25 protein-coding genes are annotated in these 23,238 nt (G+C 67.9%); 17 read left to right on the top strand and 8 right to left on the bottom strand.

Features of this window, described 5'->3' with window-relative positions; genetic code table 11:
• The first annotated feature begins 45 nt into the window (after positions 1-45).
• Positions 46-900 (top strand): tyrosine-type recombinase/integrase, encoded by an 855-nt coding sequence (locus tag QZM67_RS20835; RefSeq protein ID WP_301806263.1) that lies wholly within the window; start codon positions 46-48, stop codon positions 898-900.
• A gap of 69 nt (positions 901-969) precedes the next feature.
• Here the strand turns inward: QZM67_RS20835 and QZM67_RS20830 are convergent, their stop codons facing one another.
• A complete protein-coding gene (locus QZM67_RS20830; RefSeq protein WP_301806261.1) occupies positions 970-2,496 on the bottom strand; it encodes an AMP nucleosidase in 1,527 nt (508 codons plus the stop codon).
• A gap of 129 nt (positions 2,497-2,625) precedes the next feature.
• Between QZM67_RS20830 and QZM67_RS20825 the strand changes: the two genes are divergently transcribed.
• The 5 genes from QZM67_RS20825 (at position 2,626) to QZM67_RS20805 (ending at position 6,140) form a co-directional block, all read left to right on the top strand.
• The gene (locus tag QZM67_RS20825) at positions 2,626-3,021 is read left to right on the top strand and encodes a hypothetical protein (protein ID WP_021160838.1); all 396 of its coding nucleotides are present in this window, start codon (positions 2,626-2,628) and stop codon (positions 3,019-3,021) included.
• A 102-nt stretch (positions 3,022-3,123) separates the two neighbouring features.
• Entirely contained in the window at positions 3,124-4,122 is a 999-nt protein-coding gene (locus QZM67_RS20820) for a homoserine kinase (protein WP_089453423.1), read from the top strand.
• The gene (locus QZM67_RS20815; protein WP_122949154.1) at positions 4,113-4,922 is read left to right on the top strand and encodes a BPSS1780 family membrane protein; all 810 of its coding nucleotides are present in this window, start codon (positions 4,113-4,115) and stop codon (positions 4,920-4,922) included. The genes QZM67_RS20820 and QZM67_RS20815 overlap by 10 nt, the downstream gene beginning before the upstream one ends.
• A 188-nt stretch (positions 4,923-5,110) precedes the next feature.
• A complete protein-coding gene (locus QZM67_RS20810) occupies positions 5,111-5,563 on the top strand; it encodes a MarR family winged helix-turn-helix transcriptional regulator (RefSeq protein WP_301806256.1) in 453 nt (150 codons plus the stop codon).
• Between the two features lie 157 nt (positions 5,564-5,720).
• On the top strand, positions 5,721-6,140 hold the full coding sequence (locus QZM67_RS20805) for an organic hydroperoxide resistance protein (RefSeq protein ID WP_011355825.1): 420 nt from the start codon (positions 5,721-5,723) through the stop codon (positions 6,138-6,140).
• Between the two features lie 112 nt (positions 6,141-6,252).
• Here QZM67_RS20805 and QZM67_RS20800 read toward each other — a convergent pair whose 3' ends face one another.
• Positions 6,253-6,429: a DUF3563 family protein gene (locus tag QZM67_RS20800; RefSeq protein WP_080741415.1), complete on the bottom strand. Its 177-nt coding sequence runs from the start codon at positions 6,427-6,429 to the stop codon at positions 6,253-6,255.
• Between the two features lie 81 nt (positions 6,430-6,510).
• Positions 6,511-7,620: a PHB depolymerase family esterase gene (locus tag QZM67_RS20795; protein ID WP_175022961.1), complete on the bottom strand. Its 1,110-nt coding sequence runs from the start codon at positions 7,618-7,620 to the stop codon at positions 6,511-6,513.
• 248 nt (positions 7,621-7,868) lie between these two features.
• On the opposite strand from QZM67_RS20795, the gene QZM67_RS20790 reads away from it, so the two are divergent.
• The 4 genes from QZM67_RS20790 to QZM67_RS20775 all read left to right on the top strand — a co-directional run bounded on the left by QZM67_RS20790 (position 7,869) and on the right by QZM67_RS20775 (position 10,958).
• Positions 7,869-8,567 (top strand): phosphatase PAP2 family protein, encoded by a 699-nt coding sequence (locus tag QZM67_RS20790; protein ID WP_089453426.1) that lies wholly within the window; start codon positions 7,869-7,871, stop codon positions 8,565-8,567.
• Between the two features lie 136 nt (positions 8,568-8,703).
• Positions 8,704-9,504 (top strand): molybdate ABC transporter substrate-binding protein, encoded by an 801-nt coding sequence (gene modA / locus QZM67_RS20785; RefSeq protein WP_301806250.1) that lies wholly within the window; start codon positions 8,704-8,706, stop codon positions 9,502-9,504.
• Between the two features lie 10 nt (positions 9,505-9,514).
• Complete coding sequence (gene modB / locus QZM67_RS20780; protein ID WP_043177823.1) at positions 9,515-10,192, top strand: molybdate ABC transporter permease subunit; 678 nt, start codon at positions 9,515-9,517, stop codon at positions 10,190-10,192.
• A 64-nt stretch (positions 10,193-10,256) separates the two neighbouring features.
• Complete coding sequence (locus tag QZM67_RS20775) at positions 10,257-10,958, top strand: sulfate/molybdate ABC transporter ATP-binding protein (RefSeq protein WP_301806245.1); 702 nt, start codon at positions 10,257-10,259, stop codon at positions 10,956-10,958.
• Between the two features lie 167 nt (positions 10,959-11,125).
• Here the strand turns inward: QZM67_RS20775 and QZM67_RS20770 are convergent, their stop codons facing one another.
• The 3 genes from QZM67_RS20770 to QZM67_RS20760 form a co-directional block, all read right to left on the bottom strand.
• A complete protein-coding gene (locus QZM67_RS20770; protein WP_043177829.1) occupies positions 11,126-11,962 on the bottom strand; it encodes a TOBE domain-containing protein in 837 nt (278 codons plus the stop codon).
• A 48-nt stretch (positions 11,963-12,010) separates the two neighbouring features.
• Positions 12,011-13,648, bottom strand: coding sequence for a CHAD domain-containing protein (locus QZM67_RS20765; protein WP_301806241.1), 1,638 nt, complete (start codon positions 13,646-13,648; stop codon positions 12,011-12,013).
• 126 nt (positions 13,649-13,774) lie between these two features.
• The gene (locus tag QZM67_RS20760; protein ID WP_043177833.1) at positions 13,775-14,158 is read right to left on the bottom strand and encodes a tautomerase family protein; all 384 of its coding nucleotides are present in this window, start codon (positions 14,156-14,158) and stop codon (positions 13,775-13,777) included.
• A 115-nt stretch (positions 14,159-14,273) separates the two neighbouring features.
• On the opposite strand from QZM67_RS20760, the gene QZM67_RS20755 reads away from it, so the two are divergent.
• The 5 genes from QZM67_RS20755 to QZM67_RS20735 all read left to right on the top strand — a co-directional run bounded on the left by QZM67_RS20755 (position 14,274) and on the right by QZM67_RS20735 (position 18,970).
• The gene (locus QZM67_RS20755) at positions 14,274-15,131 is read left to right on the top strand and encodes a LysR family transcriptional regulator (RefSeq protein WP_301806239.1); all 858 of its coding nucleotides are present in this window, start codon (positions 14,274-14,276) and stop codon (positions 15,129-15,131) included.
• Between the two features lie 41 nt (positions 15,132-15,172).
• The gene (locus QZM67_RS20750) at positions 15,173-16,096 is read left to right on the top strand and encodes a DMT family transporter (RefSeq protein WP_301806236.1); all 924 of its coding nucleotides are present in this window, start codon (positions 15,173-15,175) and stop codon (positions 16,094-16,096) included.
• 67 nt (positions 16,097-16,163) lie between these two features.
• Positions 16,164-16,943 carry a sensor histidine kinase KdpD gene (locus tag QZM67_RS20745; protein ID WP_301806234.1) on the top strand — a complete coding sequence of 260 codons (780 nt, stop codon included), beginning with the start codon at positions 16,164-16,166 and terminating at the stop codon, positions 16,941-16,943.
• A gap of 76 nt (positions 16,944-17,019) precedes the next feature.
• The gene (locus tag QZM67_RS20740) at positions 17,020-18,363 is read left to right on the top strand and encodes a hemolysin family protein (RefSeq protein WP_175025075.1); all 1,344 of its coding nucleotides are present in this window, start codon (positions 17,020-17,022) and stop codon (positions 18,361-18,363) included.
• A gap of 22 nt (positions 18,364-18,385) precedes the next feature.
• Positions 18,386-18,970 (top strand): thiamine phosphate synthase, encoded by a 585-nt coding sequence (locus QZM67_RS20735; RefSeq protein WP_301806447.1) that lies wholly within the window; start codon positions 18,386-18,388, stop codon positions 18,968-18,970.
• Between the two features lie 74 nt (positions 18,971-19,044).
• Here the strand turns inward: QZM67_RS20735 and QZM67_RS20730 are convergent, their stop codons facing one another.
• Positions 19,045-20,697: a DUF3459 domain-containing protein gene (locus tag QZM67_RS20730; protein ID WP_301806444.1), complete on the bottom strand. Its 1,653-nt coding sequence runs from the start codon at positions 20,695-20,697 to the stop codon at positions 19,045-19,047.
• 308 nt (positions 20,698-21,005) lie between these two features.
• On the opposite strand from QZM67_RS20730, the gene QZM67_RS20725 reads away from it, so the two are divergent.
• Together QZM67_RS20725 and QZM67_RS20720 are read left to right on the top strand one after the other, a co-directional pair.
• Positions 21,006-21,713: a class I SAM-dependent methyltransferase gene (locus QZM67_RS20725; RefSeq protein ID WP_301806231.1), complete on the top strand. Its 708-nt coding sequence runs from the start codon at positions 21,006-21,008 to the stop codon at positions 21,711-21,713.
• 135 nt (positions 21,714-21,848) lie between these two features.
• A complete protein-coding gene (locus tag QZM67_RS20720) occupies positions 21,849-22,517 on the top strand; it encodes a glutathione S-transferase (RefSeq protein WP_175025073.1) in 669 nt (222 codons plus the stop codon).
• A gap of 6 nt (positions 22,518-22,523) precedes the next feature.
• Here the strand turns inward: QZM67_RS20720 and QZM67_RS20715 are convergent, their stop codons facing one another.
• Positions 22,524-23,177 carry a DUF1345 domain-containing protein gene (locus QZM67_RS20715; RefSeq protein ID WP_043177847.1) on the bottom strand — a complete coding sequence of 218 codons (654 nt, stop codon included), beginning with the start codon at positions 23,175-23,177 and terminating at the stop codon, positions 22,524-22,526.
• Positions 23,178-23,238 lie beyond the last annotated feature (61 nt).

Below are 23,238 nucleotides of genomic sequence, written 5' to 3'. Positions count from 1 at the left end.
GACACTGGAATCCCTGAACACAGCCCCCTCTCAGCGGATTCGCACATGGCACAGGACGCAAAGAAGACGAAATTTTTCTGTATCGCGACGGAAGGCACGACGACGGACGGCCGCACGATCGATCGCACGATGCTCGAGCAGATGGCGAGCAGCTACGACCCGAAGCCAAGCAGCAGCAACAAACACAAGGCACTGCTGTCGCTATTCTTCACACATGCTGTTCGGCGTGGCTTTTGCGACCGTAATCCCGCACGAGAGATCGGCGCGGCCAGGGAAAAGAAGCGGGATCGCTACATCACGGATGACGAGCTGGAGGCAGTGCGGGCGGCTGTCCTTGCCAATGCCGACTACAAGACATCGTCGGCACGGTCGATCCTCTGCCTGATCGATCTGGCGTACCAGACCGCTCAGCGTATCGGCGACCTTCTCGCACTCAACTGGCAGAACGTGTCCGATGACGGTATTTCGTTTCACCCGAGCAAGACCGTCAACAGCAGTGGCGTGCGCCTGTTGATCGAGATGACACCCGACCTGAAAGAAACATTGGATCGAGCGCGCGGCGGCAAGATCACCGCCATCGGACCAGTGATCTGCACGCACGCCGGTGGCCGCTTCACCTATATCGGCGCGTACTCAGCGTGGAAACGCGCCTGTGAGCGAGCACGAACGGCCTACGAGAAGGACTGCAGGGAAAGGGGAATCACCCCGAATCCGCTATACCTGATCGGCATGCACTTCCACGATCTACGTGCGAAGGCGCTGACCGATCTGAAACGGCAACGGGGCGCCGCGGCAGCGCAATCACTGGCCGGCCACACGACCGAAAGCATGACGGCGCACTACACGAAATCACGCGAAGTAGAACGCGTCCAACCAGTTCCATTGACGCGCGCAAGTTAGACACCAGCACTCATGTTAGACACGAAGGCTCCCCGGATCGTCCGGGGAACCTTATACCGCAAGGGCTTGTTACTGGAACGCCACTTCCGCGAAGCTGCGCAGCTTCCGACTATGCAGCTTGTCGAGCCCGTTCGTCCGCAGGATCTCCATCGCCTTCACGCCGATCTGCAGATGCTGGTCGACCTGCCCGCGATAGAACGTGTCGGCCATGCCCGGCAACTTGAGTTCGCCGTGCAGCGGCTTGTCCGACACACACAGCAGCGTGCCGTACGGCACGCGGAAGCGGAAACCGTTCGCGGCGATCGTCGCGCTTTCCATGTCGAGCGCGATCGCGCGGCTCTGCGACAAGCGCTGCACCGGTTCGCGATGATCGCGCAGCTCCCAGTTGCGGTTGTCGACGCTCGCGACCGTACCCGTACGCATCACGCGCTTCAGTTCGACGCCATCAAGCTGCGTGACGTCGGCCACCCCGCGTTCGAGCGCGAGCTGCACTTCGGCCAACGCCGGAATCGGCACCCACAGCGGCAGGTCGGCGTCGAGCACGTGATCCTCGCGCACGTAGCCATGTGCGAGCACGTAGTCGCCCAGACGCTGCGTGTTGCGCAGCCCCGCGCAGTGACCGAGCATCACCCACGCATGCGGACGCAGCACCGCGATGTGATCGGTGATCGTCTTCGCATTCGACGGGCCGACGCCGATGTTAACCATCGTGATCCCGCTGCCGTCCGCGCGCTTCAGGTGATACGCGGGCATCTGCGGCAGGCGCGGCGGCGCGGCGCCCTCGGCCGGCTCGCTGCCGAGGTTCGCGTTGTACGTGACGACATCGCCCGGCTCGACGAACGAGCTGTACTGGCTCCGGTACGCACGCACCTCGGGATCGTCGCTCTCCGTCATCACCGTGCGGCCCAGCTTCACAAACTCGTCGATGTAGAACTGGTAGTTCGTGTAGAGCACGTAGTTCTGGAAATGCGTGGGCGACGTCGCCGTGTAGTGGCGCAGCCGGTGCAGCGAGAAGTCGACGCGCGCGGCGGTGAACAGCGCAAGCGGATGCGGCTCGCCCGGCGCCGGCTCGAACGTGCCGTTGACGATGCGGTCGTCGAGATACGACAGGTCGGGCGTATCGAAGATGTCGCGCATCGCGAGCAGGCGGTCGCGGTCGAGCTCGCCCTCGAGATGGATGCCTTCCGGAAACGCAAAATGAATCGGAATCGGCTGCGACGACACGCCGATCTCGATCTTCACATGGTGGTTCTTCGCGAGCAGGCGCAGTTGCTCGCGATAGTAGTTCGCGAAGAGATCGGGGCGCGTGACCGTCGTCTCGAACACGCCGGGGCCCGCGACGAAACCGTACGAGCGGCGCGAATCGACATGCGTGTTGACGTCGGTGCGGATCCGCACGAACGGGTAGCACGCGCGCACGTGCTCGGTAATCGGTTCGTGGAGGCGATAGCGCGCGAAGGCGTCGCGCAGGAAGCCGGTGTTCGTGTCGTAAATGGCGGACAGCCGCGCGACGGCGGCGATCGGATCGTCGAAAGCCTCGACCGACGGGCTCTCGGGCGTCAGCACTCGGTGCCGGCGGCTCAAATCGTTCTTCATTTTGATTACCTCGTCTGATCCGACGACATTACCACGGAACCCGGTCGCCCTTATGGCTGCCCCTACGCACGCGAGGGCCGGATGCGGCGCAGTATTTGCTAAAATCGATGGGTTCACTGGAGACTCATCATGAAGCCGCTCATTCTCGTCGTCGCTGCCGCCGCGTTTGCCGCCGCCAGCGCCGCTTACGCCGCCGGCGGCACGCCCGACGCCGACGCGCAGGCACGGGCCGAGGCCAACGAGGCCGCCGGCCTGCCCGATCTCCGCAAAATCAACCGTCCGGGCGCCGAAGTCACGTCGAAAGTCGACTTCGCCGACATCCGCCGCACGCCGAGCTTCCACGAAAAGAGCAAGAACGGCACCGAAGTCACCGAGTACCGCGATCGCGGCAAACCGGTCGAGATCGACGTGAAGTCGAACTTCGGCACGCGCTACCAGATGAGCTCGACGCCCGACACGTCGCCGAAGCCGCACGACGCGGGCATCCCGATCACGCGCCTGCCGTCGCTGAACCTGCGCTACTGATTCCGTGGCGCGCCGCACCGAACGCCGCGCGCCACGTCCCCTTCACCTGTTGTCGCGACGTACGCCGCCCGCGTGCCGACACCCTGACCTGACGCATCCCGCATGGCCGTTTTCACTGCTGTTTCCGACTCCGATCTCGCGCAATGGATGCGCCACTACGAACTGGGCGACGTGCTTGCGTTCCGCGGCATTCCGTCCGGTATCGAAAACAGCAATTTCTTCCTGACGACGACGCGCGGCGAGTACGTCCTCACGATCTTCGAAAAGCTGACGGCGGAACAACTGCCGTTCTACCTCGACCTGATGCGCCATCTGGCCGGCCACGGCGTGCCGGTGCCGGATCCGATCCCGCGCGACGACGGCGCGCTGTTCGGCATGCTGCACGGCAAGCCTGCCGCGATCGTCACGAAGCTCGACGGCTCGGCCGAACTCGCGCCGGGGGTCGAACACTGCATCGAAGTCGGGCAGATGCTCGCGCGCCTGCACCTCGCCGGCCGCGACTATCCGCGCCACCAGCCGAACCTGCGCAGCCTGCCGTGGTGGCAGGAGAACGTGCCGGCGATCGTGCCGTTCATCACGGATGAGCAGCGCGCACTGCTGGAAGGCGAACTCGCGCACCAGGCCAGCTTCTTCGCGTCGGACGACTACGCGGCGCTGCCGGCCGGGCCGTGCCACTGCGACCTGTTCCGCGACAACGTGCTGTTCGCGCACGCGGCGCCCGGCACCGGCCACGACGTGCGGCTCGGCGGCTTCTTCGACTTCTATTTCGCGGGCTGTGACAAGTGGCTGTTCGACGTCGCGGTCACGGTCAACGACTGGTGCGTCGACCTCGCGACCGGCGTGCTCGACGTCGCGCGCGCCGACGCGCTGCTGCGCGCGTACCAGACGGTGCGACCGTTCACGGCCGAGGAGCGCCGCCACTGGAGCGACATGCTGCGCGCGGGCGCGTACCGCTTCTGGGTGTCGCGCCTGTACGACTTCCACCTGCCGCGCGCGGCCGAGATGCTCAAGCCGCACGACCCCGGCCATTTCGAACGCATCCTGCGCGAGCGTATCGCGCATACGCCCGCGCTTCCCGAGATCCAAACCGCATGCAACTGATCGAAGTGCCCGCCAAAACGGGCTATGTCTGGTTCCGTCAAGGCGTCTGGCTGTTCCGCCGGAACCCGCTCGCGTTCATCACGCTGTTCTTCACGTACCTGCTGGCGATCACGCTGATATCGATGGTGCCCGTGATCGGCTCCGCGCTGCCGCTGGTGTTCATTCCCGGCGTCGCGGTCGGCTTCATGGCCGCGTGCCGCGACACGGTGGCCGGCAAGCCCGTGATGCCGACGATCCTCGTCGACGGCTTCCGCTCGTACGGCACCGTCGCGACCCAGCGGCTGCTCGTGCTCGGCGTGATCTACGTCGCGTCGATGGTGCTCGTGTTCGCCGCTTCGTCGTTCGTGGACGGCGGCGCGCTGTTCCACGTGATGATGGGCGCGGCGGACGAAGCCAGCACGACGCCGGAGGCGCTCGCCGCGCAAGGCACGCTCGGCGCGCTGTTCTTCGCGACGCTGCTGTACCTGCCGGTCGCGATGCTGTTCTGGTTTGCGCCGGTGCTGGTCGCGTGGCATGACGTCCCGCCCGCCAAGGCGCTGTTCTTCAGCGTCGTCAGCTGCTGGCGCAATCGCGGCGCATTCGTCGTGTACGGCGTGCTGTGGTTCGGCGTCGCGCTCGGCACGTCGCTCGCGCTGTCGCTGCTGCTGCAGGCGCTCGGCGCCGGCGCCTATGCGCTGACGATCATGATGCCGGTGACGATCATCATCGTCACGATGCTGTACTGCTCGTTCTACGCGACCTATCGCGGCTGCTTCGGCGTACAGGAGCCGGGCGCGACGACGACCACGTCGGGCCGCTGAAGTCTTTCCGGCCGGCGCGCGTCGCCGGCCTGCCGTTCTCCGCGCCGGGTTGTCTCCCGGCGCGCCCCCCCTTCCCCCGCCTCTGTCGGCCACCGCCCCTCGCCGGCTGCCCCCTGTTCATCCCGATCTTTTGCGCGCAAAATAATTTGCGTACAAATTGTTCGCGCGTTCGCCGCGCCTCCCGAATCATGGACCGCCTGCCCCCGCTGCCCCAGACGCTCGACGCGCAACTCTGCTTCGCGCTCTACTCGACTTCGCACGCGATGACGAAGGCGTACAAGCCGCTGCTCGACAAGCTGTCGCTGACCTATCCCCAATATCTCGCGATGCTCGTACTGTGGGAGCGCGACGACATCGCCGTGAAGGACATCGCCGCGCGACTGGACCTCGATCCGGCCACGGTCACGCCGCTGCTGAAGCGGCTGGAAGCGCTCGGCTACGTCGAGCGCGTGCGCAGCGCGGCCGACGAACGCGTCGTGAACGTGCGGGTGACGCCGGAAGGCCGTGCGCTGAAGGATCGCGCGCGCTCGGTACCCGACGATCTCTTTTGCGCGATGCAGCAATCCCCCGAGTTCCTGATCAGGCTGCGCGCCGATCTCCAGCAGTTGCGCGACGCGCTGTCGGCCGCCAACGAACGCTGACAGGCGAAGCCCCCGCGAACCGGCCCGGTACCGCCGGGCTTTTTCTTCAAAATTTAATTTGCACACTAATGATTTGTGTTCTATATTTTCCTCGTGGCCGGCGACATCCCGTTCGACCGGGCCGCTTTTCCTCCCTTTTCCAGACAGGAGCTGCACGATGAACATTCTGTACAAGACCAGCGCCACGAGCACGGGTGGCCGCGACGGCCGCGCGGTATCCGCTGACAACAAGCTGGAAGTGAAGCTGGCCGCGCCGCGCGAACTCGGCGGCACGGGCGCGGAAGGCACGAATCCGGAGCAACTGTTTGCCGCAGGTTACTCGGCCTGTTTCCTGAGCGCGATGAAATTCGTCGCCGGCCAGGACAAGAAGGCACTGCCGGCCGACACGCAGGTCACGGCGGAAGTAGGCATCGGCCCGAACGACGCGGGCGGCTTCGGGCTCGACGTCGAACTGCGCGTGTCGCTGCCGGGTTTCGACAAGGCCGACGCGCAGGCGCTGGTCGAAAAGGCGCACCACGTGTGCCCGTATTCGAACGCGACGCGTAACAACGTGCCGGTTCGCCTGACGGTCGTCTGACGCAATACGAGACCAGGAATACAAAAAGGGCGCGAGCGGCATTAGCCGCACGCGCCCTTTTCTGCTGCGTGACTCGCCGGAGCGGCGGACCTGATTGCCCGCCCTGCGCTGCTTAGCGCGAACCGAACGAATACGGGCGGTTCATCGCCGCTTCGCGGTCGATCTTGCGCATACGGAATTCGAGATCGTAGATGTCGGTCGCATCAGCCAGATACGCCTCGGCGCGCTCTTTCGAGGCCGTTTCAGCGTTCTTGGTCAGCATCAGGAAGAGGTGGCTCAGCAGGTACATGGTTGATCTCGCAATCCAAAGGTTCTTTGACTAGGGTTTTCCCGAATTATAGGGAAAACCCTAGTCATTGACCAGCGTCGATCAACCGATGCGTCGTTCGGTCGCCACAGTGCGGCGATTCGCTTCGAAAAAGGCCCAGATCATTGCACTCGCATCGGGACCGACCGCTGCATGAAACGGCACGGCTTCATCGCCGCCGGCCCACGCGTGATCGAGCCCTTTCACATGGCAGAGCCGCACGACCGGCTCGCCGTCGCGGCAGACATCGGTGATCTGCGCACCCGCTTCGCGCGTCTCGACCCGCTCGCCGCCGCGCAGTGCACCGCGGGCATCGGCGAGCCCGTTCAGGCGCATGAACTGCACCGTGAGTTGATCGGCATTCTTCGGTGCGACGACATGGTCGCCGTCGCCCTGGACGATCAGCGCGGGCATGCCCGGATACGCGGCGGCATCGACCAGCGCATCGACGGCCGCGGCCGGGTTCTGCCGCACGCCGCGCCGCATCACGTCCATCGCCGTGATGCCCGAACTCGCCTCGCCGAGCGCCGGGCCCGAATGCAGCGCCACCGCCGCAAAACGCTCCGGATGATGCAGTGCAAGCAGCGCCGCAAGGCCCGCGCCGGCCGACAGCCCCGCGACATAGACGCGCGACGCGTCGAAACCGTGTTCGTCGACGAGCGCGTCGACAAGCGAGGCGACCGCGTTCGCCTCGCCGCGCCCCGCGCGGTCGGTGTCTTCATACCAGTGCCAGCAGCCGTGCGCGTGCGCGCGCAGCGACTGCTCCGGATACAGCACCGCGAAGCCGTGCTTGTCGGCCAGCAGGTTCATCCGCGTGCCCTGCACGAATTCGTCGACGGACTGCTGGCAGCCGTGCAGCATCACGACGAGCGGCATCGCGCCACGCCGGCGGCCGGGCGGCACGTAGAGGCCGTACGCGAGATTCTGGACGAGGCGCCCGAGCGCGGGCGCCATCGGATGTTCGCCGCGCGTCCACTCGCCGGCCGCCCATGCGGCCGCGCGCGGCCGCACGCGCGATTCACGCGGCGGGGACAGATCGGATACGGCGGCAGTGGCCGCCGCTTCGAGTGCGTCGCGTGTGATGCGCTGCGCATCGCGCGCCGCGCGCTTGGCGGCCGGAGACAGCATGCGTTTCATGCCGCCCAGCCACACCTTGGTCAGACTTTTGGTCATCGATCGGGCTCGCAGTCAGGAAAAATAGGGGCACCACAGCGGATGCATCGTTCGTCTTTGTGCAATGCACCATAACATTGTTTCTGGGATTTTTCCTGCACGCGGATAGTTCCCGGCCGCGCAAAAAACGGGGCTCATGCGCACGCGGCGCTATACTGGGGTTTCGCCGCTTGTATCCGTTGTAGTCGTTCTTTCCGGCTCGCGCGTTGATTTAAGCATCTTCCCCGCCTTCGTTCGTCCCCTTCCCGATGTTCGACCTGTCGTCTCACCTGTGGATCATGATCACCGCGTTCGGCGGCGCCGGCCTGACCTTGCCGCTCGCGATCACGATCGCCGTCTGGCTCGCGCTCGGCTACTCGTGGCAGCGCGCGGCCGCGTGGCTCGGCGTGCTCGCGGCCGCGATCGGCGTGGTCGCGCTCACGAAGATCGCGTTCCTCGGCTGGGGGATCGGCATCCGCAAGTGGGATTTCACGGGGTTCAGCGGCCATGCGATGCTGTCGACGTCGGTCTATCCGGTCGCGATTTTCCTGGCGCTGATCCGCACGCGCACGCCGCTGCGGATCGCCGGCATCGCGCTCGGGCTCGCGGCCGGCGTCGCGGTCGGCGTGTCGCGCGTCGCGCTTGACGCGCATTCGCCGTCCGAATCGATCACCGGCTGCATCGTCGGCGCGATCGCCGCGCTCGCGTTCATCGCCGGTTCGTGGCGCGCAGTGCCGCACCGCTGGTCGGTGCCCGCGGTCGTCGCGAGCCTCGCGCTCGTCACCGTGGCGCTGCACGGCATCACGGTGCCGTCGCATCGCTGGGTCACCAAGGTGGCGCTGCAGTTGTCGGGCCACGAGCGCCCGTTCGTCCGCGCGCGCTGGAAGGCCAACCCGAACTACCGCCCGGCATCGCAGCCGTCGTCGCTGCAGCGCACCCAATCGTCGCCGCAAACGCTCCGTACGTGACCGGCCGCCCGGCTGTCACGCTCGCCCCTTTTCACGTCTGACCATTACATGCGCACCGTCGCATGTGCGGTATGTCGAGCGTTATAACCCACCCTATATTACGATTACGGTTTCCACCCATACAAACGAACTCGCCATGCGCTCAACCGTCCGTCCGCTTCGCCGCACCCTGCTTCGACTGCTGCCGATCGCCACGCTTGCCGCTGCCGGTATCGCGTTCAGCGCGCCCGCTTCCGCCGCCGACGAACTCGTCGTGTCGGCCGCCGCCAGCCTGACGAACGCGTTCAAGGCCGTCGGCGATGCGTACGAGAAGCAGCACCCGGATACCAAGGTGCTGTTCAACTTCGGCGCGTCGGACGTGCTGATGCAGCAGATCGCGAAGGGCGCGCCGGCCGACGTGTTCGCGTCGGCCGACCAGAAGGCGATGGATCGGGCCGTCGACGAAAAGGTGATCGTGCCCGGCACGCGTCGCGATTTCGCGGCGAACTCGCTCGTGCTGATCGTGCCGGCGGACAGCAAGGCCGCCGCGCCGACGTCGCTGAACGACCTGACGGCACCCGGCGTGAAGCGCATCGCGTACGGCGACCCGGCGTCGGTGCCGGTCGGCCGCTACACGGAAGGCGCACTGCGTGCGGCCGGCGTGTGGGATGCCGTCAGCGCGAAGGGCGTGCTGGCCGCCAACGTGCGCCAGAGCCTCGACTATGTCGCGCGCGGCGAAGTCGACGCAGGCTTCGTGTTCGGTACCGACGCCGCGATCATGCCGGGCCGCGTGAAGGTTGCGCTGACGGTGCCGACGAAGACGGTCATCACCTATTCGATCGCCGTGGTCAAGGACAGCCGCCACGCCGTGCAGGCGCAGTCGTTCATCGACTTCGTCGCGTCGCCGCAGGGCCAGGCCGTGCTGTCGACGTTCGGCTTCAAGCCCGCGGGCAAGTGAGCGTAGCGCGATGCAAGACGCCTGGGTACCGCTGCTGCTGTCGTTGAAGGTTGCCGGCTGGGCGACCGCGCTCGACATCGTGCTCGGCGTCGCGGCCGCGTTCATGCTCGCGCGCTGGCGCTCGCCGCTGCGCGACGTCGTCGATTCCGTGCTGACGCTGCCGCTCGTGCTGCCGCCGACGGTACTCGGCTATTACCTGCTCGTGCTGCTCGGCCGGCGCGGCGTGTTCGGCGCGTGGCTCGACCAGCTCGGCATCGAGCTCGTCTTCACGTGGCAAGGCGCGGTGATCGCGTCGATGGTCGTCGCGTTTCCGCTGATCCTGAAATCGGCGCGCGCCGCGTTCGAAGGCGTCGATCCGCACCTCGAACGCGCGGCACGCACGCTCGGGCTCGGCGAAGCGGCGGTGTTCTTCCGCGTGACGCTGCCGCTCGCCACGCGCGGCATTCTCGCGGGCGCGCTGCTCGCGTTCGCACGCGCGCTTGGCGAGTTCGGCGCGACGCTGATGATCGCGGGCAACCTGCCCGGCCGCACGCAGACGCTGTCAGTCGCGATCTACGCGGCCGTGCAGGCCGGTGACGACAGCACGGCCAACTTTCTCGTGCTGGTGACGTCGATCACCTGCGTGCTCGTGCTGCTCGCGACCGGCTGGCTCGTGCCGTCGCGTGCGCGGCGGAGTCAACTGACATGAAATACGTGTCTCGTCCGTACCGCCAGCTTCGCTCGGCAGCCGAATGGCTTCGGCGGAGGCCCGCATGAGCCTCGTCGTCGACATCCGCAAGACCTACGCGAACGCCGAGCGCCGCTTTACGCTCGACATGTCGTTCACGGCGACGACACAGCGTGTCGTGCTGTTCGGGCCGTCCGGCGCGGGCAAAAGCATGACGCTGCAGGCGATCGCTGGCCTGCTGTCCCCCGACGAAGGCACGATCGTGCTGAACGGCGAACCGCTGTTCGACGCCGCGCGCCGTATCGACGTGCCGACCCGCGAACGCCGTGTCGCGTACCTGTTCCAGGACTACGCGCTGTTCCCGCATCTGAACGTGCGCCAGAACATCGCGTTCGGGCTCACGTCGGGACTGCGCAACCCGCGCGCGAAAACGATGCCGCCGGAAGTCGCGTACTGGCTGCAGGCGTTCGATCTCGAAACGCTCGCGGGGCAGTATCCGTCGCAACTGTCGGGCGGGCAGAAACAGCGCGTCGCGCTGGCGCGCGCACTGGTCGCGCAGCCGCGGATCCTGCTGCTCGACGAACCGTTCGCGGCGCTCGACGGCGCGATGCGCCAGCGCATGCGTCACGAGCTCGCCGAGCTGCAGGCGCGGCTCGATATCCCGATGGTGCTGATCTCGCACGATCCCGACGACGTCGCCGCGTTCGGCGACCAGGTCGTGCAATTGAGCGAAGGACGCGTGCAGGCGGCTCCGCCGCACGCCGAGTGGCCGACGCGCGTCGCGTGAGCGCGCGAGGCTGTGGTCGTGGTAGGCAGGTTTGAGCCTGAGAGAAGCCGCGCGTAGCGGCATATGCTGAAAGCGGAAACGAAGCCGGTGCCGTGCAGGCGCTGTGCGATGCCGGCTTCGCCCCGCCCGTCACACGATCGTCGAAGCGCGCCGCCCGGCCTGCTGCGTCAGCCCGTCACCGCGAGAATCACGCTCGACGCCTTGAACAGCGCGATCGCCGGCCGGCCCGCGTCGAGCTGCAGCGCATCGACGCTGTCGTTGGTCACGACGGCCGTCAGCGTCCCGCCGCCGTCGAGCGCGAGCGTCACCTCGCTGTTCACCGCGCCCGTCGCGACGGTTTCCACGCGGCCGCGCAACTGGTTCCGCGCGGACACCTTGAGTTCGGGCTCGCCCTCGTCGACCGCGAGCACGACCCACGACGCCTTCACCAGCGCGCAGGCGTCCGCGCCAATCTGCAGGCCGAGCGCGTCGGCGCTCTCGTGCGTCAGCACCGCAACGATCGGCTGTCCGCCGGGCAGCGTGAGCGTGACCTCGTCGTTGACGGTGCCCCGCACGATCGATGCGACCTTGCCGAACAACTGGTTGCGCGCGCTGGTCTTCATCCCGATCCGGCCGATCAGCGCCCAGTCGACGTCGAACCCGGCCACGGCCGCGCTCGCGGCCTCGATGAAACGGCGGTGCTCGCGCTCGATCGTGCGAAACGCGGCGATCAGCGATGTCGCGCGCGGCGTCAGCGTCGTACCGCCGCCGCCCTTGCCGCCCGTCGAACGCGCGACGAGCGGTTCGCCGGCGAGATTGTTCATCGTGTCGACGGCATCCCACGCAGCCTTGTAGCTGAGGCCGACGGCCTTCGCCGCGCGCGTGATCGAACCGGTATCGCCGATCGCCGCAAGCAGCGCGATGCGCGTGGCGCCGCCGAGCGTCTGCTCGCCGGCGCGCAGCCACAGCTCGCCGCCCAGTTCGAGCGGTTCGGCGGACGGGGAAGAATGCGGTGCGTCGGTCATCGGGATGGGTGCGGGAATCGGGCGGCCATTATAGTCAGCGCGTGCCGCTCAACCGGGCTTGCCGTCGAGCTTCGGCGGCCGCAGGCTGGCCAGCAGCGTCTCGGCATCGCGCGCCGCGCGCTGCTCGAGCGCCGCGCCGTAGCCGCGCACGAATCCGAGCTGGTACGGCGGCGCCGCGAGTTTTTCGAGATGATGCAGCGCGACCATCGTGTCGTTCGCTTCGCCGAGCACGCTCTGCACGCGCGTGAGCGTCTTGACCGTCTCGGTGCGGGTGCGGCGCGACGCCAGCGACGCGAAGAATTCGAGCGCATAGCGCAGCCGTTTCGCATCGATCCGCACCTGATGACGGGCGGCCGTGTCGAGCGACGTGAGCGACGGCGACGCGTACAGATGACCGAACAGCCGCCGCACACGCTTCGTCGCGTGGCGCCGCAGCGAAGGTGCGTCGCCGGCTTCGGCCGGCGGCAGCGCCAGCGAGCTCAGCCATTCGAGCCAGCCGAGCGTCAGCCTCGCGTAGCGGGCCGAATGCAGCGCCTGCCGCAACTCGACCCGCGCGGCCGCGCACTGCGCACGCGCCGCGTCGAGCGTGCCGTTCCACTCGCCGTCGCCGCCGTCGGCCGCGATCAGCGCGGGCAGGCTTTCGGTCGCGAACACGTCCCAGTCGCGCACCGTGCCGAGCAGCGCCGCAAGCCAGCGCAGGTCGACGCCGAGCGTGTCGCGCCACTGGCGGTCGGCAAAGAGCGGGAAGAAGCGCATCAGCGTGCGCAGGCGGCGTAGCGCGACACGCATCTGGTGTACGAATTCCGGATCGTCATGCTCGAGCACACCGCCTTCGTTGCCGAGCCATTGCGCGGTGATGTCGCCGGACAGCGCGAACAGCGCGGCGCGCTGCGTGCGCACGCCGGTCAGATCGACGAGCCGCGCCTTGACGGGCCCGCCGGCGGCCGGCTCGGCCGCACATGCGCGATCGATCACGCTCGTCAGTTGCACGAATGCGGGCCATGCGCCGCTCAGTTCGCGCGCCGCGGCAAACAGCGCATGCAGCGCGGCCGTGCGCGCGGGCAGGGTTTCCCAGTCGGGCGCCGTGAGACGCAGCTCGACGAAGCGGCGCGGCGGCTCGCTACCGCGATGCAGCGTGACGTCGTCGAGCGTCATCTCGACCACGACACCGCTGTCGTCGGCCCACCGCCCGCGCCGCCGTTCGCTGACGAGGCGCAGCGCCGACGATTCCGGCTGGGTACCGGCCTCCTCCGCGCGCCCGGTCGTCTCCGGCGCGGCGCCGTCGACTTCGCCCGCCACTGCGCCGGCCTCGGCCGCGACGGCCGCCTCGGGCACGGGTAACGGCATCGAGACGGCGATGCCCGCGTGCTCCGCGTCGAACAGTTCACGCTCCGTGACACCGGGCGCAAACGCCTTCGTGCGCGACGCGACGACCCGCCTGCCATGCGCATTCGACTCGACCCACGTCCACCAGCTCGCGCCGGGACTCAGCTCGGCCTCCTCGATCTGGCACGGCTCGATCGTCACGCGCTCATGGCCGCGGCGCATCCTGACCTGAGGGCAGATCCGCCACGCGCGCACGAGTTCGGCGCCGAAATCACGCTGCGCGCCGCGAGCGCGACTTCCAGCCTCGACCGGCCACCCTTCCAGCGACAGCGACAACACGATTTCCAGCACACGCGACATGGAAGCTCCTGCACATGAAGAATCGCCGGCGCATCGATCGCGCCGGCGTCACTCGTGAAGCTGCTTCCATAGTACACGTCGCCAAAACTCGCAGGCGGCGATCTGGCCCTGTCGCGCTGTCGCAGATCAAACGGCGTATTGCGCGAGGCCGTTGCCGAACGACCAGTCCTCCTTCAGTACCTCGACAAGACTGATGAATACGTCCTGCTGCCGCACGCCGGGCTGCTGCGCGAGGTTGTCCGCGATCGCCCGGTACAGCGCCCGCTTCTGCTCGAGCGTGCGCGTGTTGTTCGCGGTGATCTGGACCATCACGAGATCGTCGCTGCGTTCGATATCGAGGTAGTGGCGACCGAACACGAAGTTCTCGGCCGCATGCTCGGTAACGACCATGAAGATGTCGTCCTCGGGCACGTTGAACGTGTGCATCAGCGCGCGATGCACGCCGTCGACGAGCGCCGCGCGGTAGGCGGCCGGCTTGCCTTCGCGCACTGCGATACGGGTGAATGGCATGGTCCTGCTCCTGTCGGTGAAGTTGACGTTGAAGAACGGAAACGCAGCGTCAGGTTAGGCTCGCCGAACTATAATGAACAGTCATCGATGAATATTTCATCTATTTACATCTGAAATGAAAGTCCTCGACCTCGATGCCGTCCGCGCGTTCGTGCTGGTCGCCGATCTCGCCAGTTTCACGCGCGCCGCCGATGCGCTCGGCACCACGCAGTCGGCCGTCAGCCTGAAGCTGAAGCGGCTGGAAGCGCACCTCGGCAAGCCGCTGCTCGCGCGCACGCCGCGCGTCGTCAAGCTGGCCGCCGACGGCGAGAATTTCCTGCCGGCCGCCCGCGCGCTGCTCGACGCGCACGACCACGCGCTCGGTGCAATCTCGGCCGGCACGCACCGGCTGTCGCTCGGCGTCAGCGAGCATGTCGCGGTGCCCGACCTGCCGGCCGTGCTCACGAGCCTGCATCGGCAGGATCCGGGGTTGTCGCTGGAAATGCATCTCGGCACGTCGACGAACCTGCTCGCGCAATACGACGAACGCCGGTTCGATGCGGTGATCGTGCGGCACGAGCCGGGTGAAGACCCGCCGCGCGAAGACGGCACGCTGCTGTTTTCCGAACCGCTGGCCTGGCTCGCCGCGTCGGACTGGGTGCCGCGCGCGGGAGAACCGCTGCCGCTCGCGGTGCTGGCCGGCCCGTGCGGCGTGCGGGCCGCCGCGCTGCGCGCACTCGACCATGCGGGGCGGCCGTGGCGCGAGCGCTTCACGGGCGGCGGCGTGGCGGCGGTCACGGCCGCCGCCGCCGCGGGCCTCGCCGTCTGCCCGCTGGCGCGGCGGGTCGCGCCACGCACCTTGGTCGACGTCGGCGCGAAATTCGGGCTGCCGCCGCTGCCGCTGTCGCAGGTCGTGCTGTATTCACGCGTGCGCGATGCGCGCGCCGCCGCCGCATTGCGCAGGTTTGCCGACAGCCTTGCAATCTCGGCGTAAACTAGCTGGTTTCGCCGCCCGCAATCTCCAGAAGAATTCCAATGAAGCCCGAAGCCCGCATGCACCTCCGCGCCAACCTGCTGATGCTCGCCGCCGCCGCGATCTGGGGTTCGGCTTTTGTCGCGCAACGCCTGAGCCTCGACGTGATCGGGCCGTTCCTGTTCACGGGGCTGCGTTTCCTGCTCGGCGCGCTGGTGCTGGTGCCGCTGCTGATGCTGAACGCGGCGTCACGCGCGCAGCTCGCGGCAATCCGCCGCGAGCCGGCGCTGCTCTTGCCGGGCCTCACGCTCGGCGGGCTGCTCGCGGTATCGATCTCGCTGCAGCAGATCGGCCTGCAGTACACGCGCATCGCCAACGCAGGCTTCATCAGTTCGCTGTACGTCGTGCTCGTGCCGCTGATGGGCGTGTTCGCACGCCACCGGATCGGCGCGGGCACGTGGTTCGGCGCGCTGCTCGCGGCGATCGGCCTGTATTTCCTCAGCATCGACGAGCACTTCTCGGTGCTGTACGGCGACTGGTTCCAGCTCGCCGGCGCCGTGATCATCGCCGCACACGTGATGGCCGTCGGCCATTTCGCGAAGCGCCACAATCCGCTCGTGCTCGCGTTCCTGCAGTTCCTCGTGTGCGGCGTGGCGTGCCTCGCGGTCGGCCTCGCCGTCGAGCCGGTCAGCGGCGCGATGCTGCGCGGCGCGCTGCCGACGCTGCTGTACGGCGGGCTGCTGTCGGTCGGCGTCGGCTATACGCTGCAGGTCGTCGCGCAACGCCACGCGGCGCCCGCGCACGCGGCCGTGATCTTCAGCATGGAGGGCGTGTTCGCGGCGATCGCCGGCTGGGCCGCGCTCGGCGAAACGCTGACGCTGCGCGCGCTCGTCGGCTGCGCGCTGATGCTGGCCGGCTTGCTCGCGTGCCAGTTGCTGCCGAACGGCGACGCCCGGAAAAAGGACGAGGACGCGCTGCCGGCGTGACACGCACCGTCCCTATAATGGCGGTTCGCGTGACTTCCACGCCAACCGCTTCCGACAGGCCAGCTCCGTGACGTCCACTTCCGTCGATCCCGCCGCCGACCTGCTGCGCGAACGCGCAGCGCATTACGCCACCCAGGCGGCGCTGTTCCTGCGCGACCAGGCACTCTCCACCGCGTCGCACGACCTGCGCAGCCCGCTGAACGCCATGCACAGCTGGGCGTACGTGCTCGAGCGCCAGCTCGCCAACGCCGATCCGAACCTGCAGCGCGCGCTCGCAGGCATCCGCACGGGCATCGACCAGCAAGTTGCGCTGATCGACGACGTGCTCGACGCGCCGCGCGCGGAAACGCGCACGCTCGCACTCAGGCCGCAACCGTTCGCGTTGCGCCCGTTGCTCGACGACACGATCGCGCTCGTGCGTGTCGCGCTCGCCGACGCACGGCAGGTCGCGCTCGACGCGACGCTGCCGGACGGCGAACCGTCGTTGACCGCCGACCGCGAACGCATCGCGCAGGCGCTCTGGACGATGCTGACGGCCGCGGTCGAAGTCAGCGCCGCCGGCGGCCGCGTGACGTTTGCGTGCGCCCGCGACGCCGTGCAGTTCACCGCGCGCGCCACCTGCACCGTGAACGCCGGCGCGCTCGCCGATCCCGCGCAGCCGCACGCGTTCGAATCGTTCGCTCGCCGCGAAATGCTGCGCGAGCGCGACGCCAAGCGGATCGCCTGGACGCTCGCGCTCTGCCAGCGGGTCGCGCTCGCACACGGCGGCACGTTCTCGCACGACGCGTTCGCCGATGGCGCGACCGCCACCATCACGTTCTCCGTCCCCGGTGAGGCGCCGGTGTAAGCAATCGGCCGCCCAGTACATTACAAATTCCTTTCTGGCTCTATACTGATGGGCCTGTCATAACCGGAGTGTTTCTTTGTTACAGATCTTCGCGCTCATCGGCGCGTTGTTCCTGGTGGCCCTGAACGGGTTCTTCGTCGCGGCCGAATTCGGCCTCGTCAAACTGCGCGCCACGCGCGTCAAGACACTGGCCCGCAAGCACGGCCTGCGCGGCCGCATCCTCGGCATCGTGCACGGCCGGCTCGACGCGTACCTTTCCGCGTGCCAGCTCGGCATCACGCTTGCGTCGCTCGGCCTCGGCTGGGTCGGCGAACCGGCCTTCGCGCAACTGCTCGGCCCGCTGCTCGACCTGATCGGCGTGCAGTCCGAACGCGTCGTGCACCTGGTCTCGCTCGTGTTCGCGTTCTCGCTGATCTCGTTCCTGCACATCGTCGTCGGCGAGCTCGCGCCGAAATCGATGGCGATCCGCCAGTCGGAAAAGGTCGGCCTGTGGGTCGCGCTGCCGCTGTACGCGTTCTACTGGGCGATGTATCCGGCGATCTGGGTGCTCAACAACAGCGCCAACGCGGTGCTGCGGCTCGCGGGGCTGTCCACCGACCACGGCAGCGATGCGCACTACTCGACCGACGAACTGAAGCTGATCCTGCGCAGCCGCCGCAGCACGGCCGGCAATCCGGCCCAGCCGGCGCGCGGCACGTACAGCAACGACGAGTGGAACACGCTCGCGCATTCGCTCGATTTTTCGTCGATGACCGTGTCGGACCTGATGCGGCCGGCCCATGAAATGATCGGCCTGCGCCGCGACCTGCCGCTGCCCGACAACATGGAGATCGTCGCGCGGCACCGTTTCAGCCGCTATCCGCTGTTCGAGGATGTATCGCGCGAACAGGTGAGCGGACTGATCCACCTGAAGGACCTGCTGCTCGCGCGTCATGCCGGCGCAGCACTCGAAGACCTGTCCGACTACGTGCGCCCCGTGCAGTACGTGAAGCCCGACACGCCGGCGCTTGACCTGTTCCGCCGCTTCCGCAAGGGCGCACCGCACTTTGCGCTGGTCGGCAACAAGGGCGAGAAGCCGATCGGCTTCCTGACGCTCGACAATCTGCTCGGCGCGCTGGTCGGCCAGATCCACGACGAGTTCCGCCAGGGCGACGCCGACTGGAGCCGCCTCGACGACGGCACGCTGATGGGCAAGGGCAGCCTGCCCGTCGTGTCGCTCGAGCAGGCGCTCGGCATCGACATCGACGAAGGCCGCGCGGAATCCGTCGGCGGCCTCGTGATCCAGGCGCTCAGCGACCTGCCGACCGAAGGGCAGCGCGTGTCGTTCGACCGCTTCGACGTCGTCGTGAAGAAGATGAACGGGCCGCGCATCGTGCTCGTGCGCGTCTACCCGAAGATCGCGAAAGAGGCCGATGAATGACGGCCGCGCGTCGCCGCACGCGATGAACGCCACGCTGCCGCGCTGCTGCGTAATCACGCCGGAGCCGGCATCAGCGTCGGCAGCCGATTGCGCGGCGTTCCTCGATCGATTGTCGGCCGTGCTCGCGCGCGGCGAGACGCTCGTGCAACTGCGCGTGAAATCGCTCGACGCAACCGCGTTCGCGTCACTCGCCGCCGAAGCGCTCGCGCGCTGCGACGCAGCCGGCGCGCACCTGATGCTGAACGGTCCGATCGATGCAGCCGGCGTAATGCGGCTCGACAACGCCGGCTGGCATCTCGACGGCACCGCGTTGCGCGCGGCCGCGCAGCGGCCTTTGCCGGCCGGAAGATGGATGTCCGCCGCCTGTCACACGCACGACGACCTGCTGCTGGCCGCACGCGCCGGCGCGGATTTCGTCACGCTGTCGCCCGTGTTGCCGACGCTCAGCCACCCCGGTGCGCCGACGCTCGGCTGGGCGCAGTTCGAAGCGCTGGCTGCTGAAGCCGCGATGCCCGTCTTCGCACTCGGCGGCATGACGCGCACGCACCTCGACGATGCGCGCCGCCACGGCGCATACGGCGTCGCAGGCATTCGCGGGTTCTGGTAGTTCGGGGATTTCCTGCGGTGGTGCAGCCGGGCGCAGATGCGCCCGGCCTCTCGGACTCTTGCCCGCTCACATCGTCATGCGTTCAGGTTCGGACGCATTTCTCGCCACGCACCGTCATCGATGCGGCGCGCATCGTGCGTGAGCGCATACCGGTTGACGTCGCCCGTCAGCCACGCGACGAGCGAATACGGCGGCAATACCCGTTCGTCGACCCGGTCGCGCGCACGGGCCGGCGTCTCGAACACGACCCGCCCTTTCGGTGCGTCGAACGGCAGCGCCTCGGGCGACAGGTTCAACGCGATCGTCAGCGTCTCGTCGTCGGCGAGCCGCCATGATGCAAGCAGTGCGTCGGCATCGCCGTCGCCGCCCGACTTCAGCGCACGCGCCTCCTGCGGCCGGCAATCGGACAGCCGCGGCGCGATCAGCTTCGCGCGCACGGCCAGCGCCGACTGCACGAAATGCGCGCGATCGATATCGCGTGCGGTTTCGTCGAAGATCAACGGAATCTGCGGCGTGAGCAGCGACAGCGCAAGCGCGGCCAGACCGGCCTCCTGCCCGTGGTCGCCCTGCCCGCTGTCGCGCCACGCGCCATCGGACAGCACCAGCGACGTCAACGACAGCCCGCTGTCGGCAACCATGCCTTCTCCCGATGCGGCCGGCTGGAACGCAGCCCCGGCCGCGGTCAGCGCGCGGGCGAGCGTGTGGATCGACTGGTGCGTGGAAATGCCTTCGTGGGCCGACGTGTCGCGCCCCGTCAGCCGGTGCAACGCGCGTTCGCCGCACCCGTTCCACTGCGCATCGAAATGGGTATCGGCAAGATGCGCCGGATGCCGCTCGCTGCCGAGTACGAGATGGATCAGCCGGTCGGCCGGCACGGCCGCGCGCACGCGATCCGCGATCTCGCGCAGCCACGACGCGCCGATCCGGTCGGCTTCGCGCAGGCGCAGCCCGTCGCAACGGTACTCGTCGATCCAGTACAGCGCGTTGTCGCAGAAGAAATCGCAGACTTCCGGATGATCGAGCGCGAGCGGCGGCGCCTGCAGCGGATCGTCGCGCGTATGGAAGAACGGCGCCGCGTAGTGGCGCAGCGCGTCGGTGCCGCTGCCGAAGCGCGCGTAGTCGAGCTCCAGCAGCACCGCGAGACCGTAGCCATGCGCACCGTCGATCAGCGCCTTCAGCGCATCGGGGCCGCCTTCGGCCGCGAGCGGCGCGAACGGCAGGCTGTCGTGCGGCGACGCCAGCAGTTCCAGCGCAGTCACGCCGAGGCGCGCGAGTTGCGGCAGGCGCCGGCGCACGCCGTCGAAGCCACCCACCGCGTGCGGACGAATCGCATAGAGCGCGATGTCTTCCCACGCGCGTCCGTGCCAGAACGTGTTGCGCCACGTGAACGCGCGCGGATCGACGACCTCGCTCGGGCCGTTGAGCCCTTCCGGTTGCGAGCGCGACGCGGGATCGGGAATCGATACCGTATCGTCGAGGCGATAGCGGTAAAGCGCACCCGCACCACAATCGGCAAAGACTTCGAACCAGTTCGTGCCGGCGGCCGTCATCGGGACGAGCAACGGGCCGAAGCCGGTATCGAGTTCGAGCTGGATCTGCGCGCTGCCCGGCGCCCACACGCGAAAATGCGTGCGCGGCGTCGCGCTGAGCGCGCCACAGGGCTGTGCGCCGAACGGCAAGCAGTGAATGTGGTGCTGCGCATACGGATCGTGCGGACAATCGGACATCATGCGCTCCTCGTGCGTACCGAGCGGCATGGCCGCGCCAGCGGCGCGGCACATCGGGGCCCGGCATGCGACGGCCAGGCGGGGGGAGAGAAACGAGTATGCGCCGGATTCGCCACCGCGATGCATCGTTCCCGAGCATTTTTAAATACGAATCGACCCCGGGGAAAACCCGCATGCCGGCAGGTGCCGGCGAGTCAGGTAGCCGGCATACCGGAATGATCGCTCGCCTTGTTGCACCGGCTGCGCACGCTTACGCTCTGCGCCATGCTCGCGGACACGTCGTCCGCGCCCAACCCGAGGAACCCGTCATGTCGCTTCCCGCCAGCGCCGCCAAATTCGATCCGGCACGCGCACACGAATACACCGAGCAATCCCGCATCGCGCTCGCCGGCTACGATGCCTGCCACGAACTCACCGCGTGCATGCTCGCGTCGGCGATCGATGCCCCCGATGCGCGGATCCTCGTCGCGGGCGCGGGCGGCACGGGGCAGGAAATCTGCGTGGCGGCCGCGCTAGAGCCAGGCTGGCGGTTCACGGCCGTCGACCCTTCCGCGCCAATGCTCGCGCTCGCACGCTCGAACGTCGACGCCGCGGGCTTCGGTGCGCGCACGGCGTTCGTCGAGGACCGTGTCGATGCGTTGGCCGACACGCCCGCGTTCGACGGCGCGACGCTGATCGGCGTGCTGCATCACGTCCCGGGCGACGAAGCGAAGGCGGCGCTGCTGCAAGCAATCGCGCGGCGCCTGAAACCCGGCGCGCCGCTCGTGCTGGCCGGCAATCATCGCCGCTACGCGGACCACCCTCGCCTGCTCGACGCGTGGCAGCAGCGCTGGCGCATGAAGGGTGCGACGCCCGACGCCGTGCGCGCGCAACTCGCGAAGATCCTGCAGGGCGCCGATCCGCCTGTGTCCGAGGAAGCCGTGTTCGGGCTGCTGCGCGATGCGGGCTTCGATGCGCCGCTGCGCTTTTTTGCGAGCCTGTTCTGGGGCGCGTGGATCGCGATGCGGCGCACATGATGGATCGGGGCGGCCGGCCAGGCGCAGTCGGCCAGACACGGCCCGAAACGGCCCGAAACGGCACACGACGCGTTTCGTGTACGCGCCACACGCGCTGGGTATGATGGCGTTCCCGCCCCCACTTCCGGTGCCGACATGCTCACGGTCCATCACCTGAACAACTCGCGCTCGCAGCGCGTGCTCTGGCTGCTCGAAGAACTGGACGTGCCGTACGAGATCGTGCGCTACGCGCGCGATCCGAAAACGATGCTCGCGCCACCCGAGTTGCGCGCGATCCATCCGCTCGGCAAGTCGCCCGTCGTCACCGACGACGGCCGCACGTACGCCGAATCGGGCGCGATCATCGAGTACCTGGTCGAACGCTACGGCAACGGCCGCCTGGCGCCGCCGCCCGGCACGCCCGAGCGGCACGACTACACGTACTGGCTGCACTACGCGGAAGGGTCGGCGATGCCGCCGCTGCTGCTCAAGCTCGTCGCGCTGCGGATCGCGCACGCGCCGATGCCGTTCTTCGCCAAGCCGATCGCGCGCAAGATCGCCGCGACGCTGCAGTCGAGCTTCGTCGATCCGCAGATCGCGCTGCATCTCGGCTATATCGACGACACGTTGAGCCGCACCGGCTGGTTCGTCGGCGACGGCTTCAGCGCCGCCGACATCCAGATGAGCTTTCCACTCGAAGCCGCGACCGCGCGCGGGGGCGACGGCCGGCACCCCGCGATCGCGCGCTTTCTCGACGCGATCCACGCGCGGCCGGCATATCGGCGGGCGCTGGAACGCGGCGGCCCGTACGAACTGCTCAAGTAGCCCGCGTCAACTCAGCAGGCCCGCCGCGACGTTGATCGACAGCCCGAGCACGGCCATGTTGAAGTAGAACGACAGGATCGACTGCGCGAGCACCGAGCGCCGCGCAGAGCGGTTCGTCAGCGACACGTCGGCCGTCTGCGACGCGACCGCGAGCGTGAACGCGAAATACAGGAAATCCCAGTAATCGGGTTCGGGCTTCTGGTCCGGGAAGCGCAGCGCGCGATCGTTGCTCGGCGAGCCGTAATAGAGCCGCGCGTAGTGCAGCGTGAAGATCGTCGGGATCAGGAACCACGCGCCGAACAGCGTCGCACCCGTGATCGCGTAATGGCTGAGCCCTGCGCGAAAGCCGACGCTCTTGGCGGTCGCGAGTTCGATCGCGATCGCGGCCACGCTCGCGACGGTCGCGATGCAGATGACCGTGAGCACGGTGGTCGCGTTTTCGTCGTCGCGGATCGCGATTTCGCGCACCTTGTGATGGTGCGCGGTGACCATGCGCACCCACATCAGCGCGAGATACAGCCAGATCGCGCAATCCCAGCCGATCAGCGCACGCACCGTCGGACGCAGCGGAAACGGCAGCAGCACCGCGCACAGCAGGCCGGCGACGAACGCCGCGACCAGGCGCGGCCGGTTGCGTAATACCTGCGGATAAAACGTCATCGTGTGATTCCGAAAGCAAATGGAAAGGTTCGGCCGGCGCGCGGAGCAGCCCTTCGCGCCG

It is taken from the genome of Burkholderia sp. AU45251, from assembly GCF_030482905.1.
Taxonomy (GTDB): domain Bacteria; phylum Pseudomonadota; class Gammaproteobacteria; order Burkholderiales; family Burkholderiaceae; genus Burkholderia; species Burkholderia aenigmatica.
Note: the sequence above shows the minus strand (reverse complement) of the source record. Positions and strands in the feature narration are given on the sequence as shown.